The 15,407-nt window shown below is 39.7% G+C and carries 13 protein-coding genes; 2 read left to right on the top strand and 11 right to left on the bottom strand.

What is annotated here, in order from left to right; all coding sequences use genetic code 11:
- Positions 1–762 precede the first annotated feature (762 nt).
- Both DVR12_RS14160 and DVR12_RS14155 read right to left on the bottom strand, forming a co-directional pair.
- Complete coding sequence (locus tag DVR12_RS14160; protein WP_116976372.1) at positions 763–3,312, bottom strand: GH116 family glycosyl hydrolase; 2,550 nt, start codon at positions 3,310–3,312, stop codon at positions 763–765.
- 473 nt (positions 3,313–3,785) lie between these two features.
- Positions 3,786–4,661: a LysR family transcriptional regulator gene (locus tag DVR12_RS14155; RefSeq protein ID WP_116976370.1), complete on the bottom strand. Its 876-nt coding sequence runs from the start codon at positions 4,659–4,661 to the stop codon at positions 3,786–3,788.
- 87 nt (positions 4,662–4,748) lie between these two features.
- On the opposite strand from DVR12_RS14155, the gene DVR12_RS14150 reads away from it, so the two are divergent.
- Positions 4,749–5,495, top strand: coding sequence for an MBL fold metallo-hydrolase (locus tag DVR12_RS14150; protein ID WP_116976368.1), 747 nt, complete (start codon positions 4,749–4,751; stop codon positions 5,493–5,495).
- On the opposite strand, the gene DVR12_RS14145 is transcribed toward DVR12_RS14150, so the two are convergent.
- The 8 genes from DVR12_RS14145 to DVR12_RS14110 form a co-directional block, all read right to left on the bottom strand.
- Positions 5,492–7,030 carry an MFS transporter gene (locus tag DVR12_RS14145; protein ID WP_116976366.1) on the bottom strand — a complete coding sequence of 513 codons (1,539 nt, stop codon included), beginning with the start codon at positions 7,028–7,030 and terminating at the stop codon, positions 5,492–5,494. The two genes, DVR12_RS14150 and DVR12_RS14145, sit on opposite strands and share 4 nt — an antisense overlap.
- Before the next feature lie 5 nt (positions 7,031–7,035).
- On the bottom strand, positions 7,036–8,073 hold the full coding sequence (locus tag DVR12_RS14140; protein ID WP_116976364.1) for a linear amide C-N hydrolase: 1,038 nt from the start codon (positions 8,071–8,073) through the stop codon (positions 7,036–7,038).
- A gap of 110 nt (positions 8,074–8,183) precedes the next feature.
- Positions 8,184–9,227, bottom strand: coding sequence for a DUF2167 domain-containing protein (locus tag DVR12_RS14135; RefSeq protein WP_116976362.1), 1,044 nt, complete (start codon positions 9,225–9,227; stop codon positions 8,184–8,186).
- Between the two features lie 60 nt (positions 9,228–9,287).
- A complete protein-coding gene (locus tag DVR12_RS14130; RefSeq protein ID WP_116976360.1) occupies positions 9,288–10,094 on the bottom strand; it encodes a universal stress protein in 807 nt (268 codons plus the stop codon).
- A gap of 128 nt (positions 10,095–10,222) precedes the next feature.
- Positions 10,223–10,678 carry a DinB family protein gene (locus DVR12_RS14125; protein WP_116976358.1) on the bottom strand — a complete coding sequence of 152 codons (456 nt, stop codon included), beginning with the start codon at positions 10,676–10,678 and terminating at the stop codon, positions 10,223–10,225.
- A 10-nt stretch (positions 10,679–10,688) separates the two neighbouring features.
- Positions 10,689–11,327 (bottom strand): helix-turn-helix transcriptional regulator, encoded by a 639-nt coding sequence (locus DVR12_RS14120; protein WP_116976356.1) that lies wholly within the window; start codon positions 11,325–11,327, stop codon positions 10,689–10,691.
- Positions 11,328–11,400: 73 nt separating this feature from the next.
- Positions 11,401–12,036 carry a response regulator gene (locus tag DVR12_RS14115; protein ID WP_199417110.1) on the bottom strand — a complete coding sequence of 212 codons (636 nt, stop codon included), beginning with the start codon at positions 12,034–12,036 and terminating at the stop codon, positions 11,401–11,403.
- Positions 12,037–12,041: 5 nt separating this feature from the next.
- The gene (locus DVR12_RS14110; protein ID WP_116976354.1) at positions 12,042–13,568 is read right to left on the bottom strand and encodes an AraC family transcriptional regulator ligand-binding domain-containing protein; all 1,527 of its coding nucleotides are present in this window, start codon (positions 13,566–13,568) and stop codon (positions 12,042–12,044) included.
- A 151-nt stretch (positions 13,569–13,719) separates the two neighbouring features.
- Here DVR12_RS14110 and DVR12_RS14105 point away from each other — a divergent pair, with 151 nt between their 5' ends.
- A complete protein-coding gene (locus tag DVR12_RS14105) occupies positions 13,720–14,061 on the top strand; it encodes a hypothetical protein (protein WP_116976353.1) in 342 nt (113 codons plus the stop codon).
- Positions 14,062–14,447: 386 nt separating this feature from the next.
- Here the strand turns inward: DVR12_RS14105 and DVR12_RS14100 are convergent, their stop codons facing one another.
- Positions 14,448–15,344: a YybH family protein gene (locus DVR12_RS14100; protein ID WP_116976351.1), complete on the bottom strand. Its 897-nt coding sequence runs from the start codon at positions 15,342–15,344 to the stop codon at positions 14,448–14,450.
- Positions 15,345–15,407 lie beyond the last annotated feature (63 nt).

Genomic DNA, 15,407 nt, shown 5'->3' with positions numbered 1-15,407 from the left:
CAACGTACCGGATATATGGGGTAAAACCTGAATGCCTGGATGACACTCTAAGTACTCACCGAGTACTTAAAATATTGTGGCAGTTATGATCTGTTTGAATGATTAGTTGATACCATTATGTAGTTGCAACCAAATTGCTCCTACTCTTTATGGTCACTACAGAAAATATTGAACTGAATCGCTTCATCCGGGCAATAGAATGAAACACTCTGCTCAGGACACACGAAAATCGAGAACATAAAATTACAGTTGGAAAATTTCGATTTTCTTTTGGGGGATTAATGCCTTCAAATGTACAATCACAGGATACTACAGAGACATCAAACAATATAAGGATTTTGCTCATGTTGCTTTTATACTATGAGAAGAATTATATCAGGTATTTATGAGATAATCGTTATTTCAAAACGTTCAATAAATACTTCTTTTAATACTCTCCTATTAATACTGTTTATTTTCTACCTACTTGATAATTAGAGTTGCAAGTATACTACTAATGTATTATTCCCCAAAAAAAATATTAGGAATACTAATTAAAATCAGATTAAAAATAATTACTAAAAACAGTTATCTATTTTATAATTGATACCAGTCTTGAATAGAATATTAATAATTCTTTGAGATAAGTAATAAATGTAAAATAAGAATTGATGTATGAACGCAAACGATTCTCTGGAACATTATGAAGAACTAGTGTGCACAAAAAAGTGCTGAAAATATCACATCTGATAATTTGCAGCACTTCTCAATATTAATGTTTTATCAAACCTTTTGAATACCTAATGCTTTTCCCGCTACCATAGCCCGTTTTACTGCTATCTCACCTTTTGCAACTTTCAGTGATACTATTCCTTTTTGATAACTTACTGTTCCAAAACCTGTGTTCGTAGATATAAAGCTGGTAAAATCTCCAACTTTTGAATCAATATATAAAGTTTTATCTACCGCATCGTATCGCATACCTGTTAAGGCCTGTAACAAACCATAGCTCGACATAGCTCTTGCATACCAATGGCCGCATTCATATTCATTAAACGGATTGCGTACCGTACCATCATAACGCTGACGGCAGGCTTTTACAATTTCAAGGCCCTTATTTACTTCTCCGTGAAAAATCAGATGCGACGCCGCCTGATATTCGATACCTGTCCAAACTTCATTACTATAAACAAATGGCAATGAAAGTTTACCTCCTTTAGGCCAGGAACACAGTAACAATCCACCTTCTTCACCTAACGCAAAAGTGGGGCGTTGAGGATTAGAATGTTTACTAAGATCTTTTTTGAAATTGTATTTATGTACCGCAACCAAATGACTTTTTATTTTATTGGTATCAATTGGTTCATCCAGTCCGCATACTTTTGCGATCCATGATCCTAAAATACCGTCGGATAAACATCCTTTGCCATATTGATATTTAGGTCCTTCCTTTTTCAGAAGCTCCACTGCTTCAGGAGCATACTGTGTAGCGAATGATTGTGCCTTTACCGGGTCAGGAGCCTGTAAGCCAGTCCATTTAATCTGCTGAATAAAGAACTCACCATTATACAGCTCCTGCTCCAGGTAAAGCTTTCCATTGTTCAATAACGTCTGATAGGTAGCAGCATCCTGCTTCAGATGTTCGTTCATCCGAATAAATGCAGTAAGCGCACCCAGATAAAAAGAGGTAGCCATACTGGTTGGCCCCCAGAATTCAATGTCGTAAGTATTGTGATGTGGCTCTTCTATAACCCCTTTTCGTTTAGGGTCCCAGGTTTTAATACAGTAATCCATACTTATCTTCACCAGTGGGAAAATCTGAGCCAACCAGTTATTATCACCGCTAATACGCCATTCGCGGTATACTTTCATAATTCCACCCAGTTGTCCGTCTGCGGCCGAATGGAAATTATGCACTAAGGGAGAGATTGGAATGTTAGCACGAAAGCCCTGATGTCCTTCTGCGTTTTGGTTTTCATTAAATTCGGTATGTCGTAGGCTTCTTTCCAGGGCCGGGAACAGATGAGGCACAGCCTGCGCATAATTCCACACGTGTGTGCAGGAACCATGGCAGCTTCCCCAGTTATCGCCGCTACCTTCCCAGCACCAGAACCTACCATCTGCCTGTCGCATGACGGTGGGCGATTTCAGGATAGTAAGATTTGCGGCTACAGCTTCGAGTACCTCGGCGGGTAAAGAACTTTTATAAAATGTATCAGAGAATAATTGAGTGTTACTTTTTAGTTGATCGTATTGTTGTTCCCAGTATTGTGCTACTTCTTCTATATTGGCGAAACGTTTGCTATACCAGGGTTTATAGAAGGTAGTAGCACTGCTTTTACCGCTGGCATCATCTCCGATCCGTAATCTCGAATCCGGAACATACCATGCCATTAATAGCCTGATAGTCTTTTGTTCTCCAGGTTTCAATTTAAACGATACATATAAAGATCCGCCAGGAGCATCATTTTCAACGGGTGCTGAATTTCTGGTTTCAGCATCTGAAATAGTATTCCATACCATCGTGAGTGGATCAAACCATCCACCTCTGAACCAGCAGTGATCTACTACTGCTTCACTGGTTGTATAAATAGCAAACTCTCCTTTCTTCTCGGCAGCATTGGGCATAGCATCCTGCGACAATACAAATCCGTTTCGTATAGGCTTTATAGTATGTCCATTGTCTGCCTGCCTCATAAAATTACGGGCATGATAGGAAAATATGAATTCTTCAGTTTGCAAACCTTTGTTGGTTATCTGATATTCTAATCCACCTACCGGCATACTTGCATGGTCTTCATCGCCCGGAATAAATGGGCTCCAGCCTTTTATTGTAACTGCAATTGGTACATCGGGGTCCTGCAGCTTAACTTCTGCAAACGGGAAGTGGCTGGAGAATTCAGCGGAGTGGTAGCGCGGCAAGCCCCAGCTTGCACCGCCGGTACCACCTAAGCCAGTATCGCGCTGGCCGAATTTTTTCCAGTCGGGCACCAGTCCTTCCAGTACTCTGGCATAAGCAGGTTTCCCTTTTACAGATAAAGCGGCAAATAGAGTTGGTTCGTAAAAGATTTCCGGGTTATGGCGAATAGACATATGTGAGATAGCACCAGTTCCTTCCAGGCAAAACATGCCGGTTCCTATTCCACCAATTGGAAATGCTATTCTATTATTGTTTTTTCCTTTGTAAGTATCATTGAAGCGTCGTGGAGCTATGGGCTTTTCAGCATTCTTCTGCTGAGTTGCAGCGCTGGCCACGGCGGGTATGGCGGAAGCTCCTAAACAGGTTACAGCTACATTTCGTAAAAAAGAACGTCGGTTATTGCGTTTGTTCATACTGATAGTAGTTTGCTTTGTATACCAGCGGTACTAGTATATCTACTTACTGGCATAGTGTTTTCATTCGTGGAAATCAAGGCTTAAACGATTAAGCTACAGTTAGTGATAAAGCTATAATAATTTCTGAGAGAATCAAAACTAATTTTGGAGCATTGATTGAATTTTTAGGCTAATAGTATGGGCAGCTATTAATAAACAATTGTTCTTCAATTTAATAGTTAAAATCGAATGAATAAAAAAGATTGGAATACTATCTGTGAACACATCTATACATGCACTAAACCAAGATTATCAATAAAAGAAAAAAATGTTTGTCTGCATTATTAAATACCAGAAAACCGAAACTTCTTACTATCATATTTAATCATCTACCTAAATAATTAAGTATACCAAAGTTTCAAAGACAATTGGATTCTTCTTCCATCCATCATTTCAATAAAATAATTCTATTCAAATTTCATATAACCCTTCTATGCTTTAAGTCTTTGCCTGATAAGCATCGACAACTGTTTCAGCGGTTCATTTACTTCTTTATGAGTACAGGCATACCAACGGCGCTTACGAAGTGGAGATTCGAGTGGTACAAGGGTAAGCTGATCGCATAAATAAGGTTGTACAGCCCATCTGGCCATCACAGTGATACCCATATTAGCTTTCACCATTTCAATAATTGCCTCTGTTAAAGGAACTGCCATAATTTTTTTAGGTGGACTCAGTTGAAGATAACTTTCCAATACTGAACCAGTGTTATTTCCAAAATTGTATACGAGAACGGTTTCATCTTTTATATGAGAATTCTTAATTTTTTTCTGAGCAGCTAAGCTATGTCTGGGGCTCATAACTGCCACTAATTCGTCATCAAACAAGGGAGTATACCGGAAATTATCATTAGTCTTGGTTCTGCTAACAATAGCAAGATCCAGCTGTCCGTCTTCCAGGCATTTCATGGGCCGCTGAGTTGCCGGTATTACTATTTGCACAGTTACCTCAGGGTGTAATTCCTGAAATATCTGCAATATTCCTGGCAACCAATGGTAAGTGGTATAACACTCCGTGCTGATTCTGATGGTTTGCTTTCGACCCTCTTTCAGCATTTGTAATTCGGTCTTTAGATTATCCATCATTGGCAAAACTGCTTCTGCCTGTTCAAGTACTTTTCTTCCCGCTTCCGTGAGAATCATTCTTTTACCGGAACGATAAAACAATTGGAGCCCCAACATACTTTCCAGATCCCTGATCTGATGACTGAGAGCAGATTGTGTAAGATGCAGTTTCTGAGACGCCTTAGTTACTGAGCCCTCTGTAATAATGCGACGAACAATTTGAAGATGCTGTAAGGTAATCATTAGAAATACTCATTATTATATCAAAAATAATTCACTTTTCTCATAATTCAGTGCAGTGTACTTTTGATTCAACAAAATAAACTAACTATGAAAGTTCAACGTTTAGGATGGGCCGGCGCAAAAATCACCACCGCCAATCGCACTATTCTGATTGATGCAGTCGAGAATTTCAGCAATGGAAAATACTTTGTAATTGATAATCCGGATGCCAGCTATCGCTTCAGCCATGAAGAAAAGGCAGACTATATCATGATCACACACATACATAAAGATCATTACGATAAAGACCTGATTCTTAAAATGCTAAAGCCAGATGGAAAGATCATCGCTTCTTCATCATTTGCGGATATATTGAAAGAAGACGGGCTTACTCAAATTCTATCTTTAGAACTGGACGAGCCATTTACAGATGGCAAAGTATCTATTACTCCAGTATTTGCGATGGACGGAATAGGAGAAAAACAAGTTTCATGGGTAGTTGAACATGGAAACCATCGCATTTTACATGGCGGAGATACCATATGGCATAATCAGTTCTGGGCCATTGGTAAAAAGTATCAGTCCTTTAATGCCGTACTACTACCTGTAAATGGAACCATTATGCGTTTCGTGAAACCAGCCAGCCCCGTGCCAGGCACCTTAACTCCTTTACAGGCTGTAACGGCGGCGCATATACTAAATGCGGCTACCTTAATTCCAATACATTATGGCTTCAATAAGCCAGGAGTATATGAAGAGTACCCTGATGTGGTCGGGAATTTAAAAACTGCAGCCAGTGAACAATCGGTAGATATAAGTTTTCTAAAAGCTGGCGAAGCAATGGAATGGAATTAGCTTTTTTCCTGGGTTCTCCTGATAAATATGAAGCCGGTGAGTCCACCTGCATACCCCAATATACCAGCCAGCAGCATAATCTTCTGATAGGCATTAATAAAACTTTTATGGTACGATGTAACTATCGCGGCATGTTCGCTGGCTGGTATATTATCTGGTACTTTGGCATTACCGAGATTTGCTGCCTGCGCCATAATTTCATTATAGGCAGTAGTATCGAGATTTAGCACATGCAATTGTTGCATCAACGTATTGATGAAAAACAAGGAGACCAAAGCTCCAAATATTGCCACGGCAAATACCCCGGCAATTCTGCTTATCGCATTATTTGTTCCGGAAGCAATTCCCGAAAGATGATCTGGTAACGACCCCATAACCGTAGCAGTTAATGGAGCAACGGTGAAAGACATTCCCAGCCCAAGTACACAGATACCGGGAAAAAAGGTGCTCCAATAATCGCTATATCCATTTGTCTGGTCTACCAGGGAAAGCATCAGCAATCCAGTTCCCGCTATCATTGGTCCGAAAGTCAGAAATAAGCGTGGCCCCCATTTATCAGCCAGCCCTCCTGCTACTCTGGCTATCAGGATCATTAATACTGTAAATGGAAGAAACGACAGGCCCGACTGGGTTTGGGTATAACCCTGCACCTGAATCATATTCAATGACAAAAAGAGCATCCCTCCATTTAACCCGGCGTATAAAAACAGGGTAAGCAGATTGCAACCGCTGAAGGTTCTGTTACGGAAAAGCGATAAAGGCATCATTGGGTTTGAACTTTTCTGTTCTGCCCGGATAAATGCAAGCATAAAAACGATTCCACCTATAATTGATCCATAAACGAAAGGATCCCTGAACCCTTTCTCCGGCATTCGCAGAAATCCGAAGGTTAGTAAGGCGAGTCCGCATGCTATCAGCACAGCGCCGAGATAATCGATCTTTCCATTATCTTCTTCATCTTTATTCTCAGCTACCTTAGTGGCTAAGATCAATAATGCAATGATACCTATGGGCACATTAATAAAGAAGATATATCGCCATAAGCCGGCATCGGCTAAAACACCGCCCAATATTGGTCCACCCATCGTAACCAGGGTTGTAACGGCCGACCAGGTGCCAATTGCACTACCTCTTTCCTTGTCATTAATTGAGGAGGTAATTAATGATAAACTACCAGGTATCATTAAAGCCCCACCAATGCCCTGAATTACTCTGAATATGATTAGTAATGCAATAGTTCCGGATAAGCCACAGGCGGCTGATCCAAAAATAAAAATGGCAATACCAATCATAAAGATTTTCTTTCTACCCAATTTATCGCCCAAGGCACCGCCTATTAGAATTAAGGCAGCCAGCATCAGCAAATAGGCATTTAATACCCAGAATAATTGAGCGCCTGTGGCGCCCATACTTCTTTGGAGTGCAGGTAATACAACATTCAATGCAGTAGCATCTATAAAGGCCATGGCAGATGCCATGATGGTAGAAGCCATCACCCATCTGCCTGCCGCACTATTTAAAGCGATATTACCCATCAGGATTAATTTTTACCAAGGAACTGGAAAGGCTTAGATGGTACAAATGATGCCACAGCATTGCCGGCATAAGTTTCCCCATTCACCAGGCTCAACTTCTTTACACCACCAGCCTCACTAAAATCTATATCCTTAAAGTTTACCCAAAAGGTATTAGGCGTCAGCGCTGTTTCAAAGAAATATACAAGGTTCTTTTGATCTGATACAGAACGCCAGCGGGTAGACGAAATATTTGGTTGCCCCGGAGTTGAAATACCATAAGGTACTGAGCAATTACGGATTACACTGAAAACACTAGCCACGGTTACCCTGGTATTATCTGTACGCGGTATAGCATTAATATAAAATGATGCTCTTACAAAACGATCAGCAGCCCTGTTGGTACCCGGCAGAAAAACAGTACCGCCTATTTGTTTCCAATATTCGTTTAAAGCCAGTTGCTGATCATAAGTAGGTGAATTGGTCATTACAATATAAGAGGTATCGTGATGAATAACCACCTTCCCTTTTATAAACTCAAAAACTGCATTATCTCCTGAAGGATCTGAGATCGATAAATGCAGGGTAGCTAACCGATTCTGACCTGGAACATCATCAGAAATTATCTGGAAGGTATTTCTTCTGGTAGCATCTACCACCTCGCTGACAGTAGCAAAGTTATCTAAAACATATTGCACCCAGGCTGCAATGGTTAGTCCAGGGATTTTGGTATCTCTTACCGGAAATTCGGATTCTCCTAACCATAATAGATTAGCTACCAGGCCTTTTTCATTCATGCCATCTGAACTACTGATTTCATAAGCACTTGCAATTACACTTCCGTATTTGGAAGTCCATTTGATAGAATTGGTTCCTGCCTCTCCATTGCGTTGCATTCCTCTGGGAAAAATCCATAAGTTAGTGCCAATATCCTCACTCCAGTCCATGGACCTTGCTGTTAGTATTTCATGATTTAGTCCTTTGTATACGACTCTGGTACAGGCAATACTAATAGCAGAGGCTAACATTAATGCAACAGTGAGAATAACTTTTAAACGTCTCATATCCTTATTTTTTGATAAGGATAACACACTACTTCTGGTAAATGTTGTTTAAAGGCAGAGTGGGTTATTAACAAAAAGGGCAGGAAATTAATTCCTGCCCTGAAATGATTTTAAGAAGGTAACTGTGGAGGGGTATTATCTGATTCTGTTGATGGTTTCTCTTCCGAAGGTAATGAAGCTTCATCACTAGCTGGTGTTTCTTCACCAGCTGGTACTTCACCTGTAGTAACAACCTCTTCAGAGGTACTTCCTTTACGCTTGAATAATTTCTTAATAAAACCAAAACAAGCTGCAATGCCTAACAGGATGAATTTCCAAAAAGCACCTAAATACTTTAGGATAATGACAAAGAACCCTGCTTTTGCTAATACTTTACCAGCTACCAGTCCACCAATTGTCCATGCTGCAATCTTATCTACTTTGGGATCAAAATCGGCGTAGGCATTACCGTCAGTAAACTGGGCCATGGTTAATACTTTGTTGATATTGGCTTTTACCAATGGTAGTTCCTCCATAGTACATACTGCATTCAGGGAGAGTACTCCATGTCTTCCTAAAATTCGGATATTGTAATTAAGGGTATGTACTTCTTTACCGTTACCGAATTCGATTTCTTTAGCCCAATGCAGTACTTTTTTCTCTTTATCATAGAATGGTTTCTGAGCCCAACCAACGAGGTGAAATCTTGAATATCCGGCTGCCTCTCTGGCTTTATTCTCTTCAGCTTCACCGTCATGGATATTCTTTAGCATCTCGTCATAATCAATCTTCTCTGCATCATCATCTTTAATAAATCCAAGGTCTTCGAATTTTACTACAAAAGCGTAGGTACTATCAGTAAGCGGACCGGTATTTTCAGGAAAAATCATTCCCAATACATTTTTGGCCTGGTCTGGCGGATTATTCCAGATTTGTACCAATACCTTCTCACTTTCCTGACTGTTTAGAAATCTGAATCCCGGAGGGATATTGATGGTAGCTTTTCCTCCGGCTAATTGGATGATTCCTTTTTCAAAGTGTAATGAATTGTTCACTGAATCAATGTATTTTTCATACAGAGCTTCAAAAATTTCGGTGCTGTCTTTGACAGGGGTAGCCTTAGTAACAGAACTGCATAGTAATGTTATTAGTGCCAGGTACAGGAATTTGCGCATAGGTAAATAAGGATTTGAGATATCAAAGTTGTACAAAAAATTAAAAAAAAGAAACTTTATTTAAGGTATTGAAATCAAGGGTAGCTTTGCATTATAAGCCAGTTCTTTTGATAAACTTTTATGAAAAATGCTGGATAATAAAGATTGTTGTTGTGGTATGGTAATAATCATTGAGATTTTTTGCTCACTTGCAAACTCCAGTGCTCCTTTTACAACATCTCCGCCCTCAACATAATAGAACGTTGGATGATAAGGCTTTAAGACATCAGGAATCCAGTCATTGCTTCTTTTATCATTTGCCATATCTACCACATATACGGTAGGTTTTAATTTACTAAGAAGAAGTTCCAAACGTCCAAGCGTTTTTTTGGAAAATACTTCCTGGTCGGTGGCAAAAACCACGCTGTTTATTGATCTGCCTACCAATGTTTCCTGAGGTACGATCAGTACAGGGTATTCGCTTACCTTCAGTACCTGTGAAGTATTACTACCCATGAAGAGGGTTTCCAGACTTGATTTACCGGAAACTCCCATGGCAATGATATCTATACCTTTTTCCTTACATAATCCATTGATTCTTTCTGGCAGATAAACATCTTCAGCCAATACTTCTACCTGGATATTATTGTTGGTCATCATAACTTCCAACTGATCATGTACCAGGCCTAAGGCCTCCATAGTTTCAACAAAAATCTCATTATCTACCTTCGGGGCAGGCACCCAGAAATCGGACCCCTGGGCAATAGTACGATAGGCATTATATAAAATTACCTTTTCAATCCCTACCAGACCAGCAAAGTTTACTGCATATTCAGCAGCTCTGAATGCTGCCTCTGAAAAATCGGTTAATAGAAGCATGGATTTCATGGAGCCATAATATTTATTCCATGAATACACGAAAAGAGAGTCTATTGTTTAGGAAAGGCAGATTTACACTTACTTAATGCGGGGTGAACAAAAACAGAAGCCCCGCGTTGCCGGGGCTTTGGGTAGATTTATAAGAATTTTCTAAGTCCAAGTATACAACCCATATGCATTCCATCATGATAAGCAGCAAAAGCCAGCGCATCATCAATAGAATTGATCGGAATACCGGTGCCGGTAGTCCACGGAGTATAATGAACAAAAGCGTCGGCTGTATAGTCTTTCTCAATCTGATCTACAGAAGCAACCAGTAATGCTTTGATTTCTGCAATTTCTTTTTCATCAGCGTCTCCCAATGGAGTAGTACCGTTTGCATATCGCGATACCAGAATAGGATCTACGCACATAGGCATCCCGGCTCTTTTATAGCATATTGCTTCCATTGACACCAATACATGCCCGATGTTCCAGATAATATTATTCTTAAAGCCTTCCGGGATCTTATTTAAGGTGGCGGTAGAATTACGGTCGATCATTCCGATCAATTGTGTTCTGGATTGACGGATGATGCTGATAGAAGCGTTCATAATCTGATATTTATTTAGGATTTACAGGAGTTATTGCGTAGGAACAGCGATGTTGGCCGCTCAACATATGATCTACTCTGGTAACTGTAACACTTTTACCAAATAAGGCCTGGAAAGTATTCAGTTCGGCATGACAAAATCTGGGGCAATTCATTGCTGCGCCGCCAATCGGGCAGTTATTTTCGATTAGTAGAAAGCCATTTTCAGTTGATTCGTAACTGGCCATATATCCTTCCGCTTCTCTTAAAGAGGCCAGGCACTTAATCTTTTCTTCCAACCCACTAATTCCTTCCAGCTCTTTACGGTATTTATCCTGGGCATCCTGACAGTTGGCATCTACCAGGTTTTTTACGGCATCTTTGCCCATGATATGCTCCATTTTCGAAAGCAGTTTCTGAGCCAGTTCGGCATGTTTATCAGGAAATTTTGATTGTCCGGCCTCACTGATAGACCAAATCTGCTGTGGGCGGCCTCTTCCTTTGCTTTCGCTTCGAAAATCAACCAGCCCTTCACTAGCCAGCTTTAAAAGCTGATGCCGCGCGCCTTCCATCGTCACATTCAGCTCCTCCGCTATATTGCATAGGGGCTGTGGACCGTTAATTTTCAAAAACAATAAAGCTTTATTCACGTCTCCCATCAAATTTCCCATAATAAACAAAGTGTTTATTGTGTTTACAACCTCAAAAATATCCAATTTATCGCGTATATCAAAATGCCGGCCCCTAGATTAAGCCCCTTTTATAGGCCTCTCTTACCAATCCTGCTACGTTTTTGATCCCTAGCTTCTGAATTATATTTGAGCGGTGTTTTTCGGCGGTACGTGAACTAATCGATAATCGTTCTGAAATTTCCTGGGTGCTCATTTCTTCCGCAATAAGTTTAAGGATTTCCGCTTCATTTTCGGTAAGCGGAACCTCGCTATTACTAATACGTTGACGGGTAATCGCTTCCAGTACAAGCCTTTCCTCCAACTGGGGGTCTATAAACCTGTTTCGTTCACTAAGAGCCTGAATCGCCTGTCTGAGGGTATTAATATTAGTATTCTTCAACAGGTAACCTAATGCTCCGCTTCTTAACATCTGCCAGACCAAATGGGAATTATCATGATTGGTTAACGCAAGAATCCTAAGATCAGGATAATATTTCAGAACCTCCCGACTAAGCTCTACACCATGAACATCAGGCAATTGTATATCCAACAATAATATATCGGGTTGTTCATGTTGTAATAACTCCAGTAAAGTGGTTCCATTAGCGCATGTAAAAAGCACCTGGATTTCCGGGATTTCGGCTAACATAGTTTTTAGTCCATCAATGATCATAGGGTGATCATCTGTAATAGCAACCTTAATAGACACTTTTTTTATTTTAGATTGAATACCATATTCACTTTGGTTCCCTTATTCAACTGGGTTTCCCATTCAATTTGTCCATTTATCTTAAGCACCCTGTTTCTGACACTTTCCAGTCCGATTCCTTGTTTTACATTTCCTAATTCAAATCCGCATCCATCATCCTCCACCTGCAGGGTCAACATATTGGGGCTAGTATTTAAAGTAACAGTAATCAGATTGGGTTGTCCGTGCTTTATTGCATTATTTATCAGTTCCTGGGTAATCCTGTATACTCCCAGTTCAAATTCCGCCGTATATCTTTCTGGTAGCGCATTGCCCTTGTACACCACCTTAATCTTCTCATTTTCTATATTCCGGCAGTAGCGTTGCAATGCTTCATCTAAACCGTAGTTTAGCAGAATTTCGGGCATCAGGTTGTAGGCTGTTTTACGTACTTCACTGGTTGCATCATCCAACAGCGATAAAGCCTGATCGTAATGGCCTGAATTCTGAAAATCCTGATGCTTTTCCTGTATTGCGCTGAAATGCATCTTTGCAGCTGCCAGCAATCCGGAAACTCCATCATGTAATTCACGCGCTATTCTGCTACGTTCCTGTTCCTGAGCGCTGTTTATTAAATGTAAAGATCTCCAGTTTGTACGGCTGATAGCTGCCTGAATCTTTTCATAGGACGTATTTTCTTCGGCCAACAAACGTTTAAGACTACTGGAAGAAAGCCCCACCTTTGCCGCAATAGCTTTGGCAACTGGTTTGACTTCATTATGCATATTTTCAATAATAATACTCCTTACAGTTGCGGTATAAGGACCATCACTATGAATTCTTTCTAATTCCTCCTGTGCAAATTTTTCGAGTCCGGCTACCAGGGTAGGATTGTTAAAAATATGCACCATATCAGCTACCGACTTATCATAAACCAGACTATTGGTCTTTGAATTAGGTCTTACCTCACATTGTAATGCTTCTTCATAATGCCTTAGTAAAGAAGGAGATATATTATGCCGGATGGTAACCATTTTAGGATTCACGTCGCTCTGTGTAGCATGGCGGATACCCTGGCGATTATAGGTTAAAGTCAGGTCGATCAGCTGTTTCATGCCTACAGCATGAACCGGGGAAGTTAAATTTGGCTTATAAACGAGGTTAAACGTGTTTTCATCTTCTTCTACCAGGTAGGTAAATAAAGTATGAAATACTGGTAAGTACTTTTCAATCTGTTTGCTACCTTCACGCACAGTTTTGCTATACCTGTAGATCTGGCCAACAACACCCAATGAATCCAGATTAGATTTTTCCCCGATATGTAATCCCAGTAATTCATCACCAATAAACTTAATTCCTACACGAAGCAACTTAGTGAATACTAACGGGGAAATATGATGATGATTGTTTTCAAGACATGAAATATCTATCCCTGCATCACGCATCAGATCTGCAGTTGAGAGACCCAATTGCTCATAGTTAATTAGCAATAACTTAATTCCTTCAATGGTCACGGTAGGGTGACGCATTGAGGGGAGGACGGATAATCTCATACAATTAGGCAAAGCCGAATAATAGGTTCTACAGGCTACAATATTAAGAATTGTTGACCAGATTTAAAAGGTGAACATCCCCAAAACTATATCAGTCTGGCCGGTAACTGCCGGATATGTTATCAATATTTAATTTTATTACTTTTGCAGAATGAAAATAACATTGTTTAGACCCGTAAATGCCCAGGAATTAGCATTAATTGAAAAATCAGGATTTCGTGCCTTTCCACCACGTCTTACAGATCAACCCATTTTTTATCCGGTTTGTAATTTTGAATATGCCAGACAAATTACTGTAGAATGGAATTTTCCTGCCTACGGAAATGGTTATGTAACTGAGTTTGATGTAGATTCAAACTTCCTTGCTAAATACCAGGTAGAGAATGTTGGTGGAGTTATTCATAACGAATATTGGATTCCTGCCGAAGATCTGGAACAATTCAACCAACATATTATTGGCCAGATTCGCGTTGTATTTAAGAAGGAGGATTAATTAATTCTTCAACCAACGCTATAGCTTGCACTAAAGGCTGCTCCCAGTTCCCGGAAATTTCATGTTTTTTTAATATTCACTCAATATTCTGTTTTAAACAAGAACTGGGATCGGGATATTTATTGTAAAAAAAACGAATTTACTTTCCGAATGAAAGTAAATAGAGAGCATCATTTTCGATTTTTTCAAGTAGCTTAAAATAAGCCACATGAGGAAACTCCAACTGGGCAATTTAATACCGAAGATGCAGTAATCTGGAAACTTGATTCCTTTAGGATAAAGGTAAATGTTGTCCAACCAACCTTAAATCAATTTTTGTCAGCGCCATTATTTTAAGTTAGAATTAGACAATTACTGGATAAAAATTGAAAACCTATCTATTATACTTATTCGTCATGATTTACCATTTGCCGGAATAACTTCCATTGACCACTATCATCTTTCTTCCAGATATTTACACTCTTTCCCAAGTTAAGCCCCCCATGGGTATCAGAACGCCAACGAATAGCATAATATCCATGCTCCAATACAATATTGTTTCCTAAATCGATTATATTTGCCGCACTTATTACCAGCGAATCAATTGCTACCCCAGGCCCTTCATGATCTACGAAATATGCTTTCACATTTTCAATTCCTTTTTTCATTGGTTGAAAATAAGGCATATAAATCGCGTCTTTAGTAAATAAGGTGGCATGCTCCGCTCCTTTTCTTTCTTTAACACAATCAGTGATAGTCTGATTTCTTAATCCTATTTCCTTTTGAACAGTTGCAGAAACTGTGGATTTAGGCAAAGCGGCAGGTTGTATCTTTATTTCAGGGAGCTTAGCTTTTTCGATATAATCATTGGCACCCCAGATTTCAGAAATAATGTTCATCCTATCAGGACCCTTTTTCCAGACTCTAAGGTACTTGCAATCGTAGTTCATCGAATCCTTTCCTTTTTGAAGATATCTGTCTGTCAGCGTTCCAATTTCAATTACATAATGAGGGGTAGACTGAACATCAATAACTTTTCTGACTTGCAGTTTCTTCCCGGTAGCTTTCATCCATTCATTAAAATACTGTCTGATTACCGGCTTCCCGTAAAGTGGTTTATGATATTCAGGCATTGCCACAGCTTCCTCTGCATAGTAGCTCAACAACTTTTCTGTATTGCCTTCTGCAAACAATTTCGCTATTTCATGATTTACTTTTTGGAGATCATTGAGTTGTTGTGACTTTCCTTCAAAGGAGAAAATGATGCAATGGCAGAATATTAAAAGAGAAAAATAATTTGGCATATCTGATTGCTTTTATAGAAATATAAATAAAAAGAGGCAGATATGAAGTTTGATGCAGTAATA

This window comes from Chitinophaga silvatica (assembly GCF_003419895.1).
Lineage (GTDB): Bacteria > Bacteroidota > Bacteroidia > Chitinophagales > Chitinophagaceae > Chitinophaga > Chitinophaga silvatica.
This window is presented reverse-complemented; position numbering and strand designations above follow the sequence as displayed.